The following is a 14370-nucleotide window of genomic DNA, read 5'->3' on the forward strand; positions in this document are numbered from 1 at the left end:
GACCCTTCGGGCCGCTTAGAAGTCCATGCCGCCCATGCCGGCGCCGGGCATCGCCGGAGCCGCATCCTTCTTGGGCTTCTCGGCGATCAGGGCCTCGGTGGTGACGAGGAGGCCGGCGACCGAGGCGGCGTCCTGCAGGGCCGCGCGCACGACCTTCGCCGGGTCGATGATGCCGAGCTTGTAGAGGTCGCCGAACTCGCCGGTCTGGGCGTTCCAGCCCTTGGCGTAGTCGCTCTGCTCCAGCACCTTGCCGACCACGATGGAGCCGTCGGCGCCCGCGTTGATGGCGATCTGCCGGGCCGGGGCCTGCATGGCGCGGCGCACGATCTCGACGCCGGTCTTCTGGTCGTCGTTCTCGGGCTTCACCGCATCGAGAGCCTTCAGGGCGCGCAGGAGCGCGACGCCGCCGCCGGGCAGGATGCCTTCCTCGACCGCAGCCTTGGTAGCGTGCATGGCGTCGTCGACGCGGTCCTTCTTCTCCTTGACCTCGACCTCGGTGGCGCCGCCGACGCGGATGACGGCCACGCCGCCCGCCAGCTTGGCGAGACGCTCCTGGAGCTTCTCACGGTCGTAGTCCGAGGTGGTCTCCTCGATCTGCGCCTTGATCTGGCCCACGCGAGCCTCGATGTCGTTGCGGGAACCGGCACCGTCCACGATGGTGGTGTTCTCCTTCTCGATCACGACCTTGCGGGCGCGACCCAGCATGTTGAGGGTCACGTTCTCGAGCTTGATGCCGAGATCCTCCGACACGGCGGTGCCGCCGGTGAGGATGGCGATGTCCTCGAGCATGGCCTTGCGGCGGTCGCCGAAGCCCGGAGCCTTGACGGCGGCGATCTTCAGGCCGCCACGCAGCTTGTTCACCACGAGGGTGGCGAGAGCCTCGCCTTCCACGTCCTCGGCCACGATCAGCAGCGGCTTGCCGGACTGCACCACGGCCTCGAGAATGGGAAGCATGGACTGCAGGTTCGAGAGCTTCTTCTCATGGATGAGGATGTAGGGATCCTCCAGCTCCACGCGCATCTTCTCGGCGTTGGTGATGAAGTACGGCGAGAGATAGCCGCGGTCGAACTGCATGCCCTCGACCACGTCGAGCTCGGTCTCCAGCGACTTGGCCTCCTCGACGGTGATCACACCCTCGTTGCCGACCTTCTGCATCGCCTCGGCGATCATGCGGCCGATCTCGGTGTCGCCGTTGGCGGAAATGGTGCCGACCTGGGCGATCTCGTCGTTGGAGGTCACCTTCTTGGCATTCTTGCGGAGATCCTGCACGACCGCCTCGACGGCCATGTCGATGCCGCGCTTGAGGTCCATCGGGTTCATGCCGGCGGCAACCGCCTTGGCGCCTTCCTTCACGATGGCCTGGGCCAGAACGGTCGCGGTGGTGGTGCCGTCGCCGGCGAGGTCGTTCTGCTTGCTCGCCACCTCGCGCACCATCTGGGCGCCCATGTTCTCGAACTTGTCGGAAAGCTCGATCTCCTTGGCGACGGTGACGCCGTCCTTGGTGATGCGCGGGGCGCCGAAGGACTTCTCGATCACCACGTTGCGGCCCTTGGGCCCGAGGGTGACCTTCACCGCGTCTGCGAGGATGTCGACGCCGCGCAGCATCTTCTCGCGGGCATCGGCGGAAAATTTGACTTCTTTAGCAGCCATGTTTCGTCACTCCTTGAGACGTAACGATGTGTGACTCTTGAGGATGGAGTTGCCTTAAGCGGCCTTCTTCTGCGCGGCGCTCTGCTCGACCACGCCCATGATGTCGGATTCCTTCATGATCAGGAGATCCTCGCCGCCGATCTTCACCTCGGTGCCGGACCACTTGCCGAACAGCACGATGTCGCCGACCTGCACGTCGAGGGCGACGATCTGACCGGCTTCGTTCCGGGCGCCGGGGCCGACCGCGACGACCTCGCCCTGCTGGGGCTTTTCCTTCGCGGTATCGGGAATGATGATCCCGCCCGCCGTCTTCTCTTCCGCGTCGATCCTCTTGACCACGACGCGATCATGCAAAGGACGGAACTTCATGAAGCTTCCTCCAGATATTTCAGTAGGTTAACCCAACCGCGCGGGTCCTCTTCGGCCCCCGCGCGGCGATGATTTGGGTGGACAAGCTTCACCGTTCAAGAGGGTCGCGAAAAAATTTTGGCACTCCCTTGGGGCGAGTGCCACCTTGGCTGTTAGCAGCAGGTTTCACTTGCTGCCAACATACTGAAATCACTAAAGTTTTACGCAGACAACCTTGTCGGCCCCGCCTTCTTCTGCTCCAATCCGACCGTTAGCGAAACAGGCAAGGAGCGCCTCATGCAGGTGTCACCGGAATTTGTCCGCCAGCTCCAGGGCTACGGCCTCACGACCGCGCAGATCCTCTACCGGATCCCGGACCATCGCTCCCTCGTCCAGGAATATGTCTGGCAGGATTACGACATCTTCCCGAGATTCCCGGCCCTCACGAAATTCCTCACCTTCTGGGAGGAGAAGCTGGACGGACCGCTGCACTCGGTCACGGTTGCCCATGCCCGGCTCATCCGGCCCGCCGAAATGAGGACCATCGACGGGGAATACAGGCTGCAATAGCCTGCCTTATCCGCGCTTGGCCTGGAACAGCACGGGCCAATCGTCCGCGGAGACGCCGCGGCACGCCCCCATCATGCTCACGTTCATCGGCCTGAACGCCGTGCCGTCCCAGGCCCATTCCGTGATCACGCCGCAATCGCCCAGTCCCCTGCCCTTCGCGAAGGATCCGATCGTCATGCCGTCATCGGCGAGGCCCGGGGAGGTCAGAACGCTCGCGCCCCGCTCCTGCGCGAATCCGGGAGCCGTGAAGGCTGCGGGCTTCGGGCGGCCCTGCCCGGCGACGTAGAACTCGTAATCGAAGTTGTAGGCCGCCGCCTGCGAGCAGACGCCCCAGAGCGTCTGGCTGGGCGAAAGCTTGATGACGATGTCCGGATAGCCGTCGGTGCAGAAGCCGTCCTTCGGACGGACGATGCCCGCCGGCAGGGGCGGCTTCGCCTTGCCGTCGATCTCGGTCATGCGTTTGGCGGCGACCACCGGCAGATCGGGCTGCGCCGGAATGGACGAGGCTGGCGCATCGCCCTTGCGCGCGAGGGCGGTGACGGTGCCGATCCGCTTCTGCTGGTCGTCCATGTAGAGCAGCGCCGCCGCCGAACCTGCGAGAGACACGGTTCCGTTCGCCGCCTCCTTCGTTCCGTCGAGGAGCTGGAGATTCAGGTTCGTGCCGTTGCGCAGGGCCGCAATGAAGGCCCCGACCTGCTCCGCAGGCAGGGTAGCCCGGACGAGGTCGCCGTCGGCGCTGGCTTTCAGGGGCTGCGCGGAAAGCCCCGGGATGTCCTTGCCGTCGAGGGTGAGCTTCAGGCCGGGATCGGCGACCTTCACGTCGTCGTCGGGAATGGCGACGAAGGTCACCTCCGGTGTGGCGGCCGCAGTCCCGGCGCGGTCGATCTTCACATAGGGCCCCATCATGCTCTCGTCCGGAGAGAGGCCCAGAGCCGTGCAGTTCCGGACATTGTCGCAGCCGATGGTCCAGTCCTTGAACTGCTTCAGGGGCTGCACCTGGGACGCGGCACCCGATGGCTTCTGCTGCGCCAGAACCGGCGTCGCGACTGCGGCAAGGGCCAGGGGCGCGAGAGTGAGGGCAAGAGGGAGGCGGCGCTGCATCGGTGTCTTCCTGTCGGGTTACGGGCGCTCCGCCCGCTTCTTCAGTAGTGGGGTGGCGGGGGCTCTGGAGCGGAGGGGCCGCCGGCCTTGTGCTCAGCCTCCTGGATGCGGTCCGTGAGGGCCGCGATCCGGCGGGTGAGAAGGTCGATCTGCTTCCACTGCGCAAGGACGGTCTTGTTGAGATCCTCGATGATCTCGTCCTGATAGGCGATGCGGATTTCGAGACGGTCGATACGCTCGTTCAGGGTTTCGTCGTCACTCATGGGATGAGGCATCCCCGTCCTGCTTCGCGGCGCCCGGGCGCTCCACGAGGCCATGGCCGAGAGCGACGCGCTCGTCGAACACGAAGCACTCGCCCCGCCAGCGGCTCTCGGCCTCCGGCACGTCCTCGAGATATTTCAGGATGCCGCCCTTGAGGTGGTAGACCTCCTCGAAGCCCTTGGCCAGCATGTAGGAGCTCGCCTTTTCGCAGCGGATGCCGCCGGTGCAGAACATGGCGATCCGCTTGTGCTTCTGCGGATCGAGCTCCTTGCCGACGAAGTCGCGGAACTCGCTGAAGCGCTTGATCCTGGGATCGACCGCGCCCTCGAAGGTGCCCATGGCGACCTCGAAGTCGTTGCGCGTGTCGAGGAGCACGATGTCCCCATCTTCGAGAAGCTCGTTCCAGTCCTCCGGCGACACATAGGTGCCGACCCGACCCGTCGGATCGACGTCGGGGCTGCCCAGCGTAACGATCTCCCTCTTCAGCCGCACCTTCATCCGGCGGAACGGCATGTCGGCGGCGGTCGAGAACTTCAGTTCGAGATTGTCGAGGCGTCCGCCGAACAGGGCTCCCCGGCGCAACTCCTCCACGAGAGCGTCGATGGCCCCGGCGCGTCCGGCGACCGTGCCGTTGATCCCCTCATGGGCGAGGAGCAGCGTGCCCTTGATCTCCAGGTCGACGCAGAGCCGCCGGAGCGGCTCCTTGAGGTCCTGGAAATCCGGCAGCGGAACGAACTGATAGAGGGCGGCAACCTTGTATGTCATGGGGCTGCTTTACCAGCACGACAACGGGCGGAAAACCCGCCACCGGCCGCGACATAGCGCTTCGAAACCGGGGATCTGCCCCACATGCTCCATCATGCCCCCTCAGACAGTATTCCTGCAGAACCGACCCGGCGTTCTTCGCCAGCGTTGATCCATTATTACTATACCCGGAAGTTTTCGTCATCCTTACGCAACGTCATAGACCCGCCATAATCTTTAAATGAGTCTTAACAAGTCAGGAGACTTGAACACGACGATGCACAAGACACTCAGGATGATGGCGGCCTCGACGGTTGCGCTCGGAGTCATGATCGGCGGGGCAGAGGCCAAGAAGGTCTATTACGACATCAACGGCCAGCGCTTCTCCTACGAGAGCAGCGATCCGGAACAGGTCGCCTCGGCGCGCAAGCGGATCGACGCCGCCAATGCCGCCGACGCCGCGAAGGCCAGGGCCGATGCGGAGCGCCTCAACAACCCGCTCGTGGGGGTCTTCGGATCGACCACGCAGCAGGCGGCGCTTCAGGCTCAGGAGAACCTCAAGCGCGTTCTAGCCGAGCAGGCCGCGGCCGACGCCACCCGCCAGCGCCAGCGGGCCGCGCAGGCGGCCAGGGAAGAGCAGCTCCGGAAGGAGGCCGAGCAGCAACAGCAGCAGGCCGCCGAAGCCCCCGAGGCTCAGCCGGACGTCCAGGAGGAGCCTCGGACCGCCGCCGTGGAACCGGCGGCTCCGGCGCCTGCCGCCCCTCCCGCCCCGACCGCGGAGACGGCCGCCGCACCGGAGGCGGCGCCCGATCCGTCGACGACGCAGACGATCAAGTCGGTCTCGTTCGATGTGAGCTCAGGCATCAAGACCGTGGTCATGACCGACGGCACGATCCACGAGGAGCCCTTCGACAGCAGCACGCTGGCCAGACTCGACAGCGATCCTGCCGATGACGATAGCCTGAGCGCCTTCGTCAATCGGCTGCGCAAGGCGGTCTCGGTGGAGACGACCGGCTCCACCGCCGTGCAGGTCGCGCAGCCGAAATACGGCCCCCGTTAAAGCTTGGGCCACGGCCGCTGGGAGGGACACATGCCCTCCCAGGCCTGGCTCAGGCGCATCACGCCCACATCGTCGAAACGGCGGCCGGTGATCTGCAGGCCGATGGGCAGGCCCGATGCGGTGAAGCCCGCATTGACCGAGGCCGAAGGCTGATCCGACATGTTGAACGCGACCGTGTAGCCGATATGCTCGAACGGCTCCTCCGGATCGTGGATCGGCGACGCCAGCTCCGCATGATAGGCCGGAACCGGCGCGACGGGCGACAGCACGAAATCGAAGTCCCGCGTCGCCGCGACCGCCGCATTTCGCATCACCAGCATCTGGTTCATGCCGTTGTAGACCCGGGCGCCCGTGAGGGACTTGCCGCCCTCCGCCCAGGACAGGATGTAGGGCAGAACGCGCGAGCGCTGCTCCTCGGAGAGCGCCCCGATATCCATCCAGGCGCGCTGGCGCCAGAAATCGTCGAGCCCGTCGAGCATCTCGCGGGTCACGAAAGGCGGCACCTCCGCGATCTCGGCTCCGGCCTCCGCGAAGATCCGCACCGCTTCCTCGATGCAGGCGCGAACCTCAGGATCGAGCGGCATACCGATGCCGGCCTCCATCATGACGCCGATCCTCAATCCCCTGACGTCGATGTCGAGATCGAGCCAGGGCAGATCCTGATAGGGCAGGCTCATGGCATCGCGCGCATCGGGTCGCGTCAGGCTGCGCATCATGAGCGCGGCATCCCGCACCGTGCGGGTCATGGGGCCTGCCACCCGGCCGTAATAGGCCGGATCGATCGGAATGCGGCCGAAGCTCGGTTTCAGGCCGAAGACGCCGCACCAGCCGGCCGGAAGGCGGATCGACCCGCCGATATCGGTGCCGACATGAAACGGCCCGTAGCCCGCCGCCGCCGCGGCGCCCGCGCCCGCCGAGCTGCCGCCCGGGTTCTTGGTGAGGTCCCACGGGTTGCGCGCCAGGGGATGGAAGCTCGAAAGCCCTGACGAGAGCATGCCGTAATCGGGCATCGTGGTCTTGGCCAGGATGACGACGCCGTCCTCGCGCAGGCGGGCGGCGGGCGGCGCATCCTCGGCGGCGGGCGTAAGGTCCCTCGCGGCGGTGCCGAGGGGAATGGGCGTGCCCTTCGTCGCGATGTTTTCCTTGATCGTTCCCGGAACCCCGTCGAGGGGCAGCGCCTCGCCCCGTGTCCAGCGGGCCTCGGATTCCCTCGCCGCCGTCAGGGCCCCTTCGGGATCGAACGCATAGAGCGCCTGCAGCTGCGGCTCGTAAGCCTCGATGCGCGCGATCACCGCCTTCGCGACCTCGACCGGCGAGACCTGCCTGCGGGAATAGCCTTCCAGCATCTCCGATGCCGTCCAGTCGGCAAGATCGGCCGCAGGCTCCGGATTGCCCCGGTACGAAGAGGTTTGGGCGGTCAACGCAAGGTCTCCTTCAGGCTCGAACGGATTCGACGAAGCCCCATGCTGCGTCATCCCCACCGCAGCGTAAACGGCTTTCACGGCATGGCCGGCATGAGATGCTCCGCGGATCGGCTCATCACCGTCCCGGGAGTCTGGCTCATGAAGCGCAACGGTCTTCCCTCCCCCTTGTGGGGAGGGCCAGGGTGGGGGTGCCGGCGCCACACCTTCATAGGCTATCGCTCACACCCCCACCTCTACCTCCTCCCCACAAGGGGGAGGAGAGCAGGTCGGCATTTCCGGCGAGGCCCGAGGTCCGTGGGGAGGAGAGGAGAGCAGCGCGGCGCTTCCGGCGTGAGTTTTCGAGCCGGGGCGGGGTCCATAGGGGGAGAGCAACGCGGTACATGCTGAGCCAGCCTCTCAGGATGGGTGCCTGGGAGCACATTCCCGATCGCCAGATAACCCACCTCTCAGAACAGGCTGGCCTGCACTTCGATGGAACGGGCTGCAACCGCATCGCCCTGCCCGAAGCGTATCCGGCGTTCGAGCTTGAGCAGGAAGTCCTTTCGCGGCTGGCCGCCGCCGTAGCCGGTCAGGGATCCGTCGGCGCCGACGATGCGGTGGCACGGCACGACGATGGAGACCCGGTTCTGTCCGTTGGCACGGCCGACCGCACGGCTCGCGCCCGGCCGTCCAAGGCTTGCGGCGAGTTCGCCATAGGACCGGGTCTCTCCGAAGGGCACCGCCTGCAGCGCCGTCCACACCTCCTGCTGGAACGCCGTTCCGGGCAGCCAGAGGGCAACCTCGAAGACCGTCAGGGTTCCGGCGAAGTACTGCTCCAGCTCCCGCTCGATCCGGTCGAGATGCCCGTTGCGTCCGGGGGTGATGGCATAGCCGTAGCGCCCCCTCAGCTCCTCGATTTCCGCCGGGAGGGCGGGCCTGTCGGTGAATTCCAGCATGGACAGACCGCGCTCCTCCGCCATGGCGATCATCGGTCCCAGGGGCGTCAGGATGCGCGCATAGAGCATCAGCGCCTTCGACCGGCTGCGGCCCGGCGTGGTGCCGATGGTCTGCCGGAAGGCATCGCGGAAGCCGCTGACGGATTCGTAGCCGTGGTCGTAGGCGGCGCCGTCGATGGACTCGCCCGCGCCGATGCTGCCCAGCGCCGCCCCCAGCCGCCGCGCCCTCACATAGGCGTGGAAGGTCATGCCGAACTGCTCCTTGAACCACCGCCTCAGGCGGACCGGGTCGATGGCGCGGGCCACCAGATCCTCGTCGGTCCAGCGCCGGGAGGGCTCGGCCTCGACCTCCTTCAGCAGCGCCGCGACCCAGTCCGGCGCCGCGCCCTTCACGTCGAGGGGCCTGCAGCGCTTGCAGGGGCGAAAGCCCGCAGTCAGCGCATCCTCCGCCGTCCGGTGGAACACCACGTTCTCCGGCTTCGGCTTTCGCGCCGTGCAGGTGGGGCGGCAGAAGATCCCGGTGGTCTTCACCGCCGTGTAGAAGACGCCTTCATAGGCCGCGTCGCAGGTCAGCATGGCGCGGACCATTTCGGATGTGGGAGGGAGCGAGGATGTGGTCATGACCATGTTCTACCAAACCCTCGCTCGCCCGCTCCACCGACAAATCGACAGGGAATTCGGGCTCCTGTCGTGATTGTGAGTCGTCGGGGCGCGATCGGGGGCGACATTTCCCCGTCCTCGCCCTATAGTATTGGCGAGTGCAGGTCGCGTTGTGCCGACCTACCGACTCGGCACGGCCTTCCGTGACCTGTGACCGCTCCAACCTCGGTTCTGGAGGAATGGTCATGGCCCAATTCCATGTGATTGCCGGCGCTGACGAAACCCCGGTCTACCCCATCGTGCGAAAGATCGGCCTGGCAGACCTGAGGCACGCCCTGTCGAAGGGATTCGACGATTTCTGGGCAATGCCGTCCCATCTGGTCTTCCTCGGCCTCATCTATCCCATCGCAGGCGCCTGCCTCGCCGCGCTGACCTTCACCAACAACGCCCTGCCCCTCCTCTACCCGCTGGCCTCGGGCTTCGCCCTGCTCGGCCCTCTCGCGGCCATCGGGCTCTACGAGATCAGCCGGCGGCGGGAGATGGGACTGGAGCCGAGCTGGCAGGACGCGTTCGACGTGCTGCGCTCGCCGTCGATCCCGTCGATCATCGCGCTCGGCGTCCTGCTGCTGGGAATCTTCCTCGCCTGGCTGACCACGGCCCGGATGCTCTACGAGGGCCTCTTCGGCTATGCGGCCCCGGAATCCTATACCCGGTTCGTCAACGAGGTTCTCACCACGTCCCAGGGCCTGCAGCTGATCGTTCTGGGCAACCTGCTGGGCTTCGTCTTCGCGGTGGCGGTGCTGAGCATCAGCGTGATCTCGTTCCCGCTGCTCCTCGACCGCGACGTGGGCGCGGCGGTGGCCATTCACACCTCCGTCCGAGCCGTGCTGGCGAACCCGTTCACGATGGCGGTCTGGGGCCTGATCGTCGCCGGTGCGCTCCTTCTCGGCTCCCTGCCCCTGTTCGTGGGCCTCGCCATCGTCATGCCGGTGCTCGGACATGCCACCTGGCACCTCTACCGCCGGGTGGTGGAGCCTCCGCCTCCGCAGGAAGTGCTGCCCGCCGACGGGCAGCCGCGTCCCTGACGCAGGATCTGCGGGAGCCTGATTCCGGTCAGGCTCCCGGCTCGAAGAAGAGCACCCGTGAGAGCAGCGTGTAATCCGCCTCGAACACCATGATGCCGACGAAGACGAAGAGCGCCGCCACGGGCACGAGGATGGCATAGACGAGCGCCAGCCTCTCCCAGGCCATGTGCATGAACACGGCCACGATCAGCCCCGCCTTCAGCATCATGAACAGCAGGATCAGGGTGTAGCGCAGCGCGCCCTCGAGCTGGAAATAATCCACCAGATACGAGAATGCGCTGAGGATGAAGAGCCATCCCCACACCACGAGATAGAGCCGGATCGGATGGTGCTGCCCCTGATGCTGTCCTTGGGCATGAGCCGTGTCGTGCGCCGCTGCCTGTGCCATGGCTCCCTCACCAGAGATAGAAGAAGGCGAAGATGAACACCCAGACGAGGTCGACGAAGTGCCAGTAGAGGCCCATGATCTCGACCGCCTCGTAGCTCCCCCTCCGGCTGGTGAAGAAGCCGCGCCGCTCGGTATCGTAATCCCCGCGCCAGACCTTGCGCGCCACGATGAGCAGGAAGATCACCCCGAAGGTGACGTGGGTGCCGTGAAAGCCCGTGATCATGAAGAAGGACGAGCCGAACTGGGCCGCGCCCCAGGGATTGCCCCAGGGCCTGACGCCTTCGTGGATCAGCTTGCTCCACTCGAAGGCCTGCATGCCCACGAAGGCGGCGCCGAGGATCGCCGTCACCAGCATCAGGATCGCCGTCTTGCGGCGGTCGCGCCGATAGGCGAAGTTCACCGCCATCGCCATGGTGCCGCTGCTCGAGATCAGCACGAAGGTCATGATCGCGATGAGGATGAGCGGAAGCGTCACGCCGCCGATGGTCAGCGCGAAGACCTCGCTCGCATTGGGCCAGGGCACCGTGGTGGACATGCGCGCGGTCATGTAGGCGATGAGGAAGCAGCTGAACACGAAGGTGTCGCTGAGAAGGAAGATCCACATCATCGCCTTGCCCCAGGAGACGTTCTTGAACGCCCGCTGGTCCGAGGCGAAGTCTCCCGCCACGCCCTTCAGGCCCGGCTGCGCGGTGTAGACCTGCGCCCTTCCCGTGACCGCTGCTTCCGCCATGCCAATCCCCTCTAGGTCAGCAACGCGCGACAGATATCGACGAACTCGTCCGCCCAGCCGGTGAGCAGGTTCAGGAGAACCAGCCAGACGAGGAGCAGGAAATGCCAGTAGAGGGCGCAAAGCTCCACGCTCAGGGCCACTCGGCTCGGTGCGTCGCTGCGCCAGGAGCGGTCGGTGGCGCGCCCTAGGGCAACCAGCCCGCCCAGCATGTGCAGCCCATGCAGGCCGGTGATGAGGTAGAAGAACGAATTGGCCGGATTGCCCGTCAGGAGATAGCCGGTCTCGGACAGCTGGCGCCAGACCAGGAGCTGCCCGGCCAGGAACGCGACGGAGAATGCCCCGGCGGCGAGGAGGCAGGCCCGCACCACGTCCATGTCGTCCCGACGCACCGACACCAGGGCCCATTGCAGCGCGACGCTGCTCATGATCAGCATGCCGGTATTGGGCCAGAGCAGCCGCGGCATGGGCACCGAGCGCCAGTCGCTCATGCCCATCCGCATGGAATAGGCGCTGATGAAGAGGGCGAAGAGCGCTCCGACGACCGCGAGAAAGACGCCGAGCCCGATCTTCGCCGCCGGGAGGGATGTCGCGCCGCCACCCGGGAACTCGCCTGCGATCCCCTCCTCCAGCCAGGGCTTCGCGGTGATCCTCTGCTTGGCCAGCCACCAGGCGCCGAAGCCGATCAGCCCCGCGAGGAAGAGGAGGATGCTGGTCATGAGGCCGGCTCCGGCGCCGCCCGCGTGATCGAGGCTTGGTTCTGCGGCACGAAATCCTGGTCCGCGCCCGGCACGCTGTAGTCATAGGCCCAGCGGTAGACCACCGGCAGCTCCTTGCCCCAGTTGCCGTGCGGCGGCGGCGTTTCCGGCGTCTGCCATTCGAGCGTGGTCGCCCGCCATGGATTGCCGCCCGCGGGCCTGCCGTGCCTCAGACTCCAGATCAGGTTGAAGACGAAGAGAAGCTGAACGAAGCCGACCACCAGAGCCACGACCGTGATGAACGCGTTCAGGGTCTGGGCCGAGGGCGGGACGAAGGCCATGCCGCCCATCTCGTGATAGCGGCGCGGCACTCCCATGAGCCCGAGATAATGCATGGGGAAGAAGATCGCATAGGCGCCCAGGAAGGTGACCCAGAAATGGAGCTTGCCCAGGGCGTCGTTCAGCATCCGCCCCGTCACCTTCGGATACCAGTGATAGATCGCTCCGAAGATCACGAGGATCGGCGCCACGCCCATGACCATGTGGAAATGCGCGACCACGAACATGGTGTCCGAGAGCGGCACGTCCACCACCACGTTTCCCAGGAAAAGGCCGGTGAGCCCGCCGTTCACGAAGGTGACGATGAAACCGAGGGCGAAGAGCATCGGCACGTTCAGGTGAATGTCGCCCCGCCAGAGGGTCAGGATCCAGTTGTAGACCTTGATGGCGGTCGGGACGGCGATGATGAGCGTGGTGGTGGCGAAGAAGAACCCGAAATAGGGGTTCATCCCGCTCACATACATGTGGTGCGCCCAGACGACGAAGCTGAGGGCGCCGATGATCAGGATGGCCCAGACCATCATGCGGTAGCCGAAGATGTTGCGGCGTGCGTGGGTGCTGATGAGATCGGACACGATGCCGAAAGCCGGCAACGCCACGATATAGACCTCCGGATGGCCGAAGAACCAGAACAGGTGCTGGAACAGGAGCGGGCTCCCGCCTCCGCGCTCCAGGGGCTGCCCCATCTCCACGATGGCCGGCATGAAGAAGCTCGTGCCGAGAACCCGGTCGAACAGCATCATCACCGCGCCCACGAAAAGCGCCGGAAAGGCCAGGAGCGCCATGAAGCTCGCAGTGAAGATGCCCCAGACCGTCAGCGGCATGCGCATCAGCGTCATGCCCCGCGCCCTAGCCTGCAGCACCGTCACCACGTAGTTCAGGCCGCCCATGGTGAAGCCGACGATGAAGATCATGAGCGACACGAGCATCAGGATGATGCCCCAGTCCTGCCCGCCCGGCGTGCCGGTCATGATCGCCTGCGGCGGATAGAGCGTCCAGCCCGCCCCCGTGGGTCCGCCCGGCACGAAAAAGCTCGCCATCAGAACCAGCACCGCGAGCAGGTAGAGCCAGAAGCTGAGCATGTTGGCATAGGGGAACACCATGTCCCGCGCGCCGATCATGAGCGGGATGAGATAGTTGCCGAAGCCGCCGAGGAAGAGCGCCGTGAGCACATAGACCACCATCATCATGCCGTGCATGGTGATGTACTGGTAATAGGCATTGGCATCGATGAAGGAGAAGACGCCCGGAAAGCCGAGCTGCAGCCGCATGAGCCAGGAGAGCACCAGCGCCACGAGGCCGACGCCCAGGGCGGTGGCGGAATATTGGATGGCGATGACCTTGGCGTCCTGGCTGAAGACGTATTTCGTCACCCAGCTGTGCGGGTGGTAGAGCTCCATATCCTCGACTTCGGCCGGCGGGATGACGCCGGCTGGACCTAGCGGGACATCGACCATGGCTTGTGCTCTCCTCCCCTTGCTCCTGAACGTGTCTCCGCTCAGTCGGGCGCGGACAGTCGCGCGAAGGTGCGCTCCGACTGCTCCTGCATCCAGGCCAGATATTCCTGCTCCGTCTGCACCATCACGGTGCCGCGCATATGCGGGTGACCGACGCCGCACAGTTCGGCGCAGAGAATCTCGAAGGTTCCGGTTCTCGTGGGGGTGAGCCAGAAATAGGAGACCTGCCCCGGCACCATGTCCATCTTCGCCCTGAACTCCGGCACATAGAAATTGTGCAGCACGTCGATGGAGCGCAGCAGCGCCTTCACGGGCTTTCCCACCGGCAGGCGCAACTCGCCGCCCTCGATGATGATGTCGTCCTGCCCGTTGGGATCGTCCCGCTTCAGCCCGAGCGGATTGTCCGCGCTCACGTTCCGGGTGTCGGCCATCCCGAGCTTGCCGTCCGCCCCCGGCAGGCGGTAGCTCCACTGCCATTGCTGGCCCACGACCTCGATGTCGGTCGCGTCCTCCGGAACGGTGATGAACTGGTTCCAGACGAAGAGCCCCGGCGCCAGCATGGCCGCCACACCCACTCCGGTCACGCCGGTGAGCCACCATTCGAGCCGCTTGTTCTCCGGCTCGTAGGCCGCCGTTCGCCCCTTCTCGTGGCGGAAACGGTAGATGCAATAGGCCATGAAGAGGACCACGGCCACGAAGACGAGCCCCGTGATCCAGAAGGTGATGATGATCGTGTCGTCGATGAAGCGCCAGTTGGACGCGATCGGCGTCCACCACCACGGGCTCACGAGGTGAAAGAGCACCGAGCCGAGGGCCACCACAACGAGTATGAGCGCTACAGCCATCCCGGTTTCATCCTTGCCCTCGAAGGCGGCGGATACGAACTAGAAGGCGCCGTCTACTCCGTCTCTCCCGTCACCCGCTCCTGTCGGCATGAGCAGGCCCGTGCCTGCCCGTTTCGGCGGCGTGCAGTTCCCGTTTTC

The 14370-nt window shown here is 65.7% G+C and carries 15 protein-coding genes; 3 read left to right on the forward strand and 12 right to left on the reverse strand.

Going from position 1 to position 14370, the window contains the following annotated elements:
• Nucleotides 1-15: 15 nt before the first annotated feature.
• Entirely contained in the window at nt 16-1650 is a 1635-nt protein-coding gene (groL, locus tag LGR44_RS13255; RefSeq protein WP_226741173.1) for a chaperonin GroEL, read from the reverse strand.
• Nucleotides 1651-1704: 54 nt separating this feature from the next.
• Nucleotides 1705-2019 carry a co-chaperone GroES gene (gene groES, locus LGR44_RS13260; RefSeq protein ID WP_226741174.1) on the reverse strand — a complete coding sequence of 105 codons (315 nt, stop codon included), beginning with the start codon at nt 2017-2019 and terminating at the stop codon, nt 1705-1707.
• Nucleotides 2020-2295: 276 nt separating this feature from the next.
• Here groES and LGR44_RS13265 point away from each other — a divergent pair, with 276 nt between their 5' ends.
• Nucleotides 2296-2568 carry an usg protein gene (locus tag LGR44_RS13265; RefSeq protein WP_226741175.1) on the forward strand — a complete coding sequence of 91 codons (273 nt, stop codon included), beginning with the start codon at nt 2296-2298 and terminating at the stop codon, nt 2566-2568.
• Nucleotides 2569-2574: 6 nt separating this feature from the next.
• Here LGR44_RS13265 and LGR44_RS13270 read toward each other — a convergent pair whose 3' ends face one another.
• Genes LGR44_RS13270 through trhO form a run of 3 tightly spaced genes read right to left on the reverse strand, consistent with a single transcriptional unit; the run spans nt 2575 to nt 4695 of the window.
• Nucleotides 2575-3669, reverse strand: a complete 1095-nt coding sequence (locus LGR44_RS13270; RefSeq protein ID WP_226741176.1) for a DUF1176 domain-containing protein — start codon at nt 3667-3669, stop codon at nt 2575-2577.
• A 41-nt stretch (nt 3670-3710) separates the two neighbouring features.
• On the reverse strand, nt 3711-3932 hold the full coding sequence (locus LGR44_RS13275; protein ID WP_226741177.1) for a SlyX family protein: 222 nt from the start codon (nt 3930-3932) through the stop codon (nt 3711-3713).
• Nucleotides 3925-4695 carry an oxygen-dependent tRNA uridine(34) hydroxylase TrhO gene (gene trhO / locus LGR44_RS13280; RefSeq protein ID WP_226741178.1) on the reverse strand — a complete coding sequence of 257 codons (771 nt, stop codon included), beginning with the start codon at nt 4693-4695 and terminating at the stop codon, nt 3925-3927. Before trhO ends, LGR44_RS13275 begins: the two co-directional genes overlap by 8 nt.
• 256 nt (nt 4696-4951) lie before the next feature.
• On the opposite strand from trhO, the gene LGR44_RS13285 reads away from it, so the two are divergent.
• On the forward strand, nt 4952-5734 hold the full coding sequence (locus LGR44_RS13285; RefSeq protein WP_226741179.1) for a hypothetical protein: 783 nt from the start codon (nt 4952-4954) through the stop codon (nt 5732-5734).
• Here LGR44_RS13285 and LGR44_RS13290 read toward each other — a convergent pair.
• Complete coding sequence (locus tag LGR44_RS13290; RefSeq protein WP_404809928.1) at nt 5731-7080, reverse strand: amidase; 1350 nt, start codon at nt 7078-7080, stop codon at nt 5731-5733. The two genes, LGR44_RS13285 and LGR44_RS13290, sit on opposite strands and share 4 nt — an antisense overlap.
• Before the next feature lie 524 nt (nt 7081-7604).
• Nucleotides 7605-8714 (reverse strand): bifunctional transcriptional activator/DNA repair enzyme AdaA, encoded by a 1110-nt coding sequence (locus LGR44_RS13295; protein ID WP_226741181.1) that lies wholly within the window; start codon nt 8712-8714, stop codon nt 7605-7607.
• Nucleotides 8715-8938: 224 nt separating this feature from the next.
• On the opposite strand from LGR44_RS13295, the gene LGR44_RS13300 reads away from it, so the two are divergent.
• Nucleotides 8939-9778: a DUF2189 domain-containing protein gene (locus LGR44_RS13300; RefSeq protein WP_226741182.1), complete on the forward strand. Its 840-nt coding sequence runs from the start codon at nt 8939-8941 to the stop codon at nt 9776-9778.
• 28 nt (nt 9779-9806) lie between these two features.
• On the opposite strand, the gene LGR44_RS13305 is transcribed toward LGR44_RS13300, so the two are convergent.
• Genes LGR44_RS13305 through LGR44_RS13325 form a run of 5 tightly spaced genes read right to left on the reverse strand, consistent with a single transcriptional unit; the run spans nt 9807 to nt 14232 of the window.
• Nucleotides 9807-10166, reverse strand: a complete 360-nt coding sequence (locus LGR44_RS13305; protein ID WP_226741183.1) for a cytochrome C oxidase subunit IV family protein — start codon at nt 10164-10166, stop codon at nt 9807-9809.
• A gap of 7 nt (nt 10167-10173) precedes the next feature.
• Nucleotides 10174-10896: a heme-copper oxidase subunit III family protein gene (locus LGR44_RS13310; protein ID WP_226741184.1), complete on the reverse strand. Its 723-nt coding sequence runs from the start codon at nt 10894-10896 to the stop codon at nt 10174-10176.
• 11 nt (nt 10897-10907) lie between these two features.
• A complete protein-coding gene (locus LGR44_RS13315) occupies nt 10908-11612 on the reverse strand; it encodes a cytochrome c oxidase subunit 3 (protein WP_226741185.1) in 705 nt (234 codons plus the stop codon).
• Complete coding sequence (gene ctaD, locus LGR44_RS13320; RefSeq protein WP_226741186.1) at nt 11609-13387, reverse strand: cytochrome c oxidase subunit I; 1779 nt, start codon at nt 13385-13387, stop codon at nt 11609-11611. The genes LGR44_RS13315 and ctaD overlap by 4 nt, the downstream gene beginning before the upstream one ends.
• Nucleotides 13388-13428: 41 nt before the next feature.
• Nucleotides 13429-14232, reverse strand: coding sequence for a cytochrome c oxidase subunit II (locus LGR44_RS13325; RefSeq protein WP_226741187.1), 804 nt, complete (start codon nt 14230-14232; stop codon nt 13429-13431).
• Nucleotides 14233-14370 lie beyond the last annotated feature (138 nt).

Origin of the sequence: Microvirga lenta (genome assembly GCF_020532555.1) — a bacterium.
Taxonomy (GTDB): Bacteria; Pseudomonadota; Alphaproteobacteria; order Rhizobiales; family Beijerinckiaceae; genus Microvirga; species Microvirga lenta.

Excerpts from the sequence above, each read along its gene's own strand:
- LGR44_RS13275 (WP_226741177.1), bottom strand. The coding sequence starts at position 3,932 with ATGAGTGACGACGAAACCCTGAACGAGCGTATCGACCGTCTCGAAATC.
- LGR44_RS13290 (WP_404809928.1), bottom strand. The coding sequence starts at position 7,080 with ATGCTGGAAGGCTATTCCCGCAGGCAGGTCTCGCCGGTCGAGGTCGCG.
- LGR44_RS13295 (WP_226741181.1), bottom strand. The coding sequence starts at position 8,714 with ATGACCACATCCTCGCTCCCTCCCACATCCGAAATGGTCCGCGCCATG.
- groES (WP_226741174.1), bottom strand. The coding sequence starts at position 2,019 with ATGAAGTTCCGTCCTTTGCATGATCGCGTCGTGGTCAAGAGGATCGAC.
- LGR44_RS13300 (WP_226741182.1), top strand. The coding sequence starts at position 8,939 with ATGGCCCAATTCCATGTGATTGCCGGCGCTGACGAAACCCCGGTCTAC.
- LGR44_RS13315 (WP_226741185.1), bottom strand. The coding sequence starts at position 11,612 with ATGACCAGCATCCTCCTCTTCCTCGCGGGGCTGATCGGCTTCGGCGCC.
- LGR44_RS13285 (WP_226741179.1), top strand. The coding sequence starts at position 4,952 with ATGCACAAGACACTCAGGATGATGGCGGCCTCGACGGTTGCGCTCGGA.
- LGR44_RS13265 (WP_226741175.1), top strand. The coding sequence starts at position 2,296 with ATGCAGGTGTCACCGGAATTTGTCCGCCAGCTCCAGGGCTACGGCCTC.
- LGR44_RS13305 (WP_226741183.1), bottom strand. The coding sequence starts at position 10,166 with ATGGCACAGGCAGCGGCGCACGACACGGCTCATGCCCAAGGACAGCAT.
- LGR44_RS13270 (WP_226741176.1), bottom strand. The coding sequence starts at position 3,669 with ATGCAGCGCCGCCTCCCTCTTGCCCTCACTCTCGCGCCCCTGGCCCTT.
- LGR44_RS13325 (WP_226741187.1), bottom strand. The coding sequence starts at position 14,232 with ATGGCTGTAGCGCTCATACTCGTTGTGGTGGCCCTCGGCTCGGTGCTC.
- trhO (WP_226741178.1), bottom strand. The coding sequence starts at position 4,695 with ATGACATACAAGGTTGCCGCCCTCTATCAGTTCGTTCCGCTGCCGGAT.
- groL (WP_226741173.1), bottom strand. The coding sequence starts at position 1,650 with ATGGCTGCTAAAGAAGTCAAATTTTCCGCCGATGCCCGCGAGAAGATG.
- LGR44_RS13310 (WP_226741184.1), bottom strand. The coding sequence starts at position 10,896 with ATGGCGGAAGCAGCGGTCACGGGAAGGGCGCAGGTCTACACCGCGCAG.
- ctaD (WP_226741186.1), bottom strand. The coding sequence starts at position 13,387 with ATGGTCGATGTCCCGCTAGGTCCAGCCGGCGTCATCCCGCCGGCCGAA.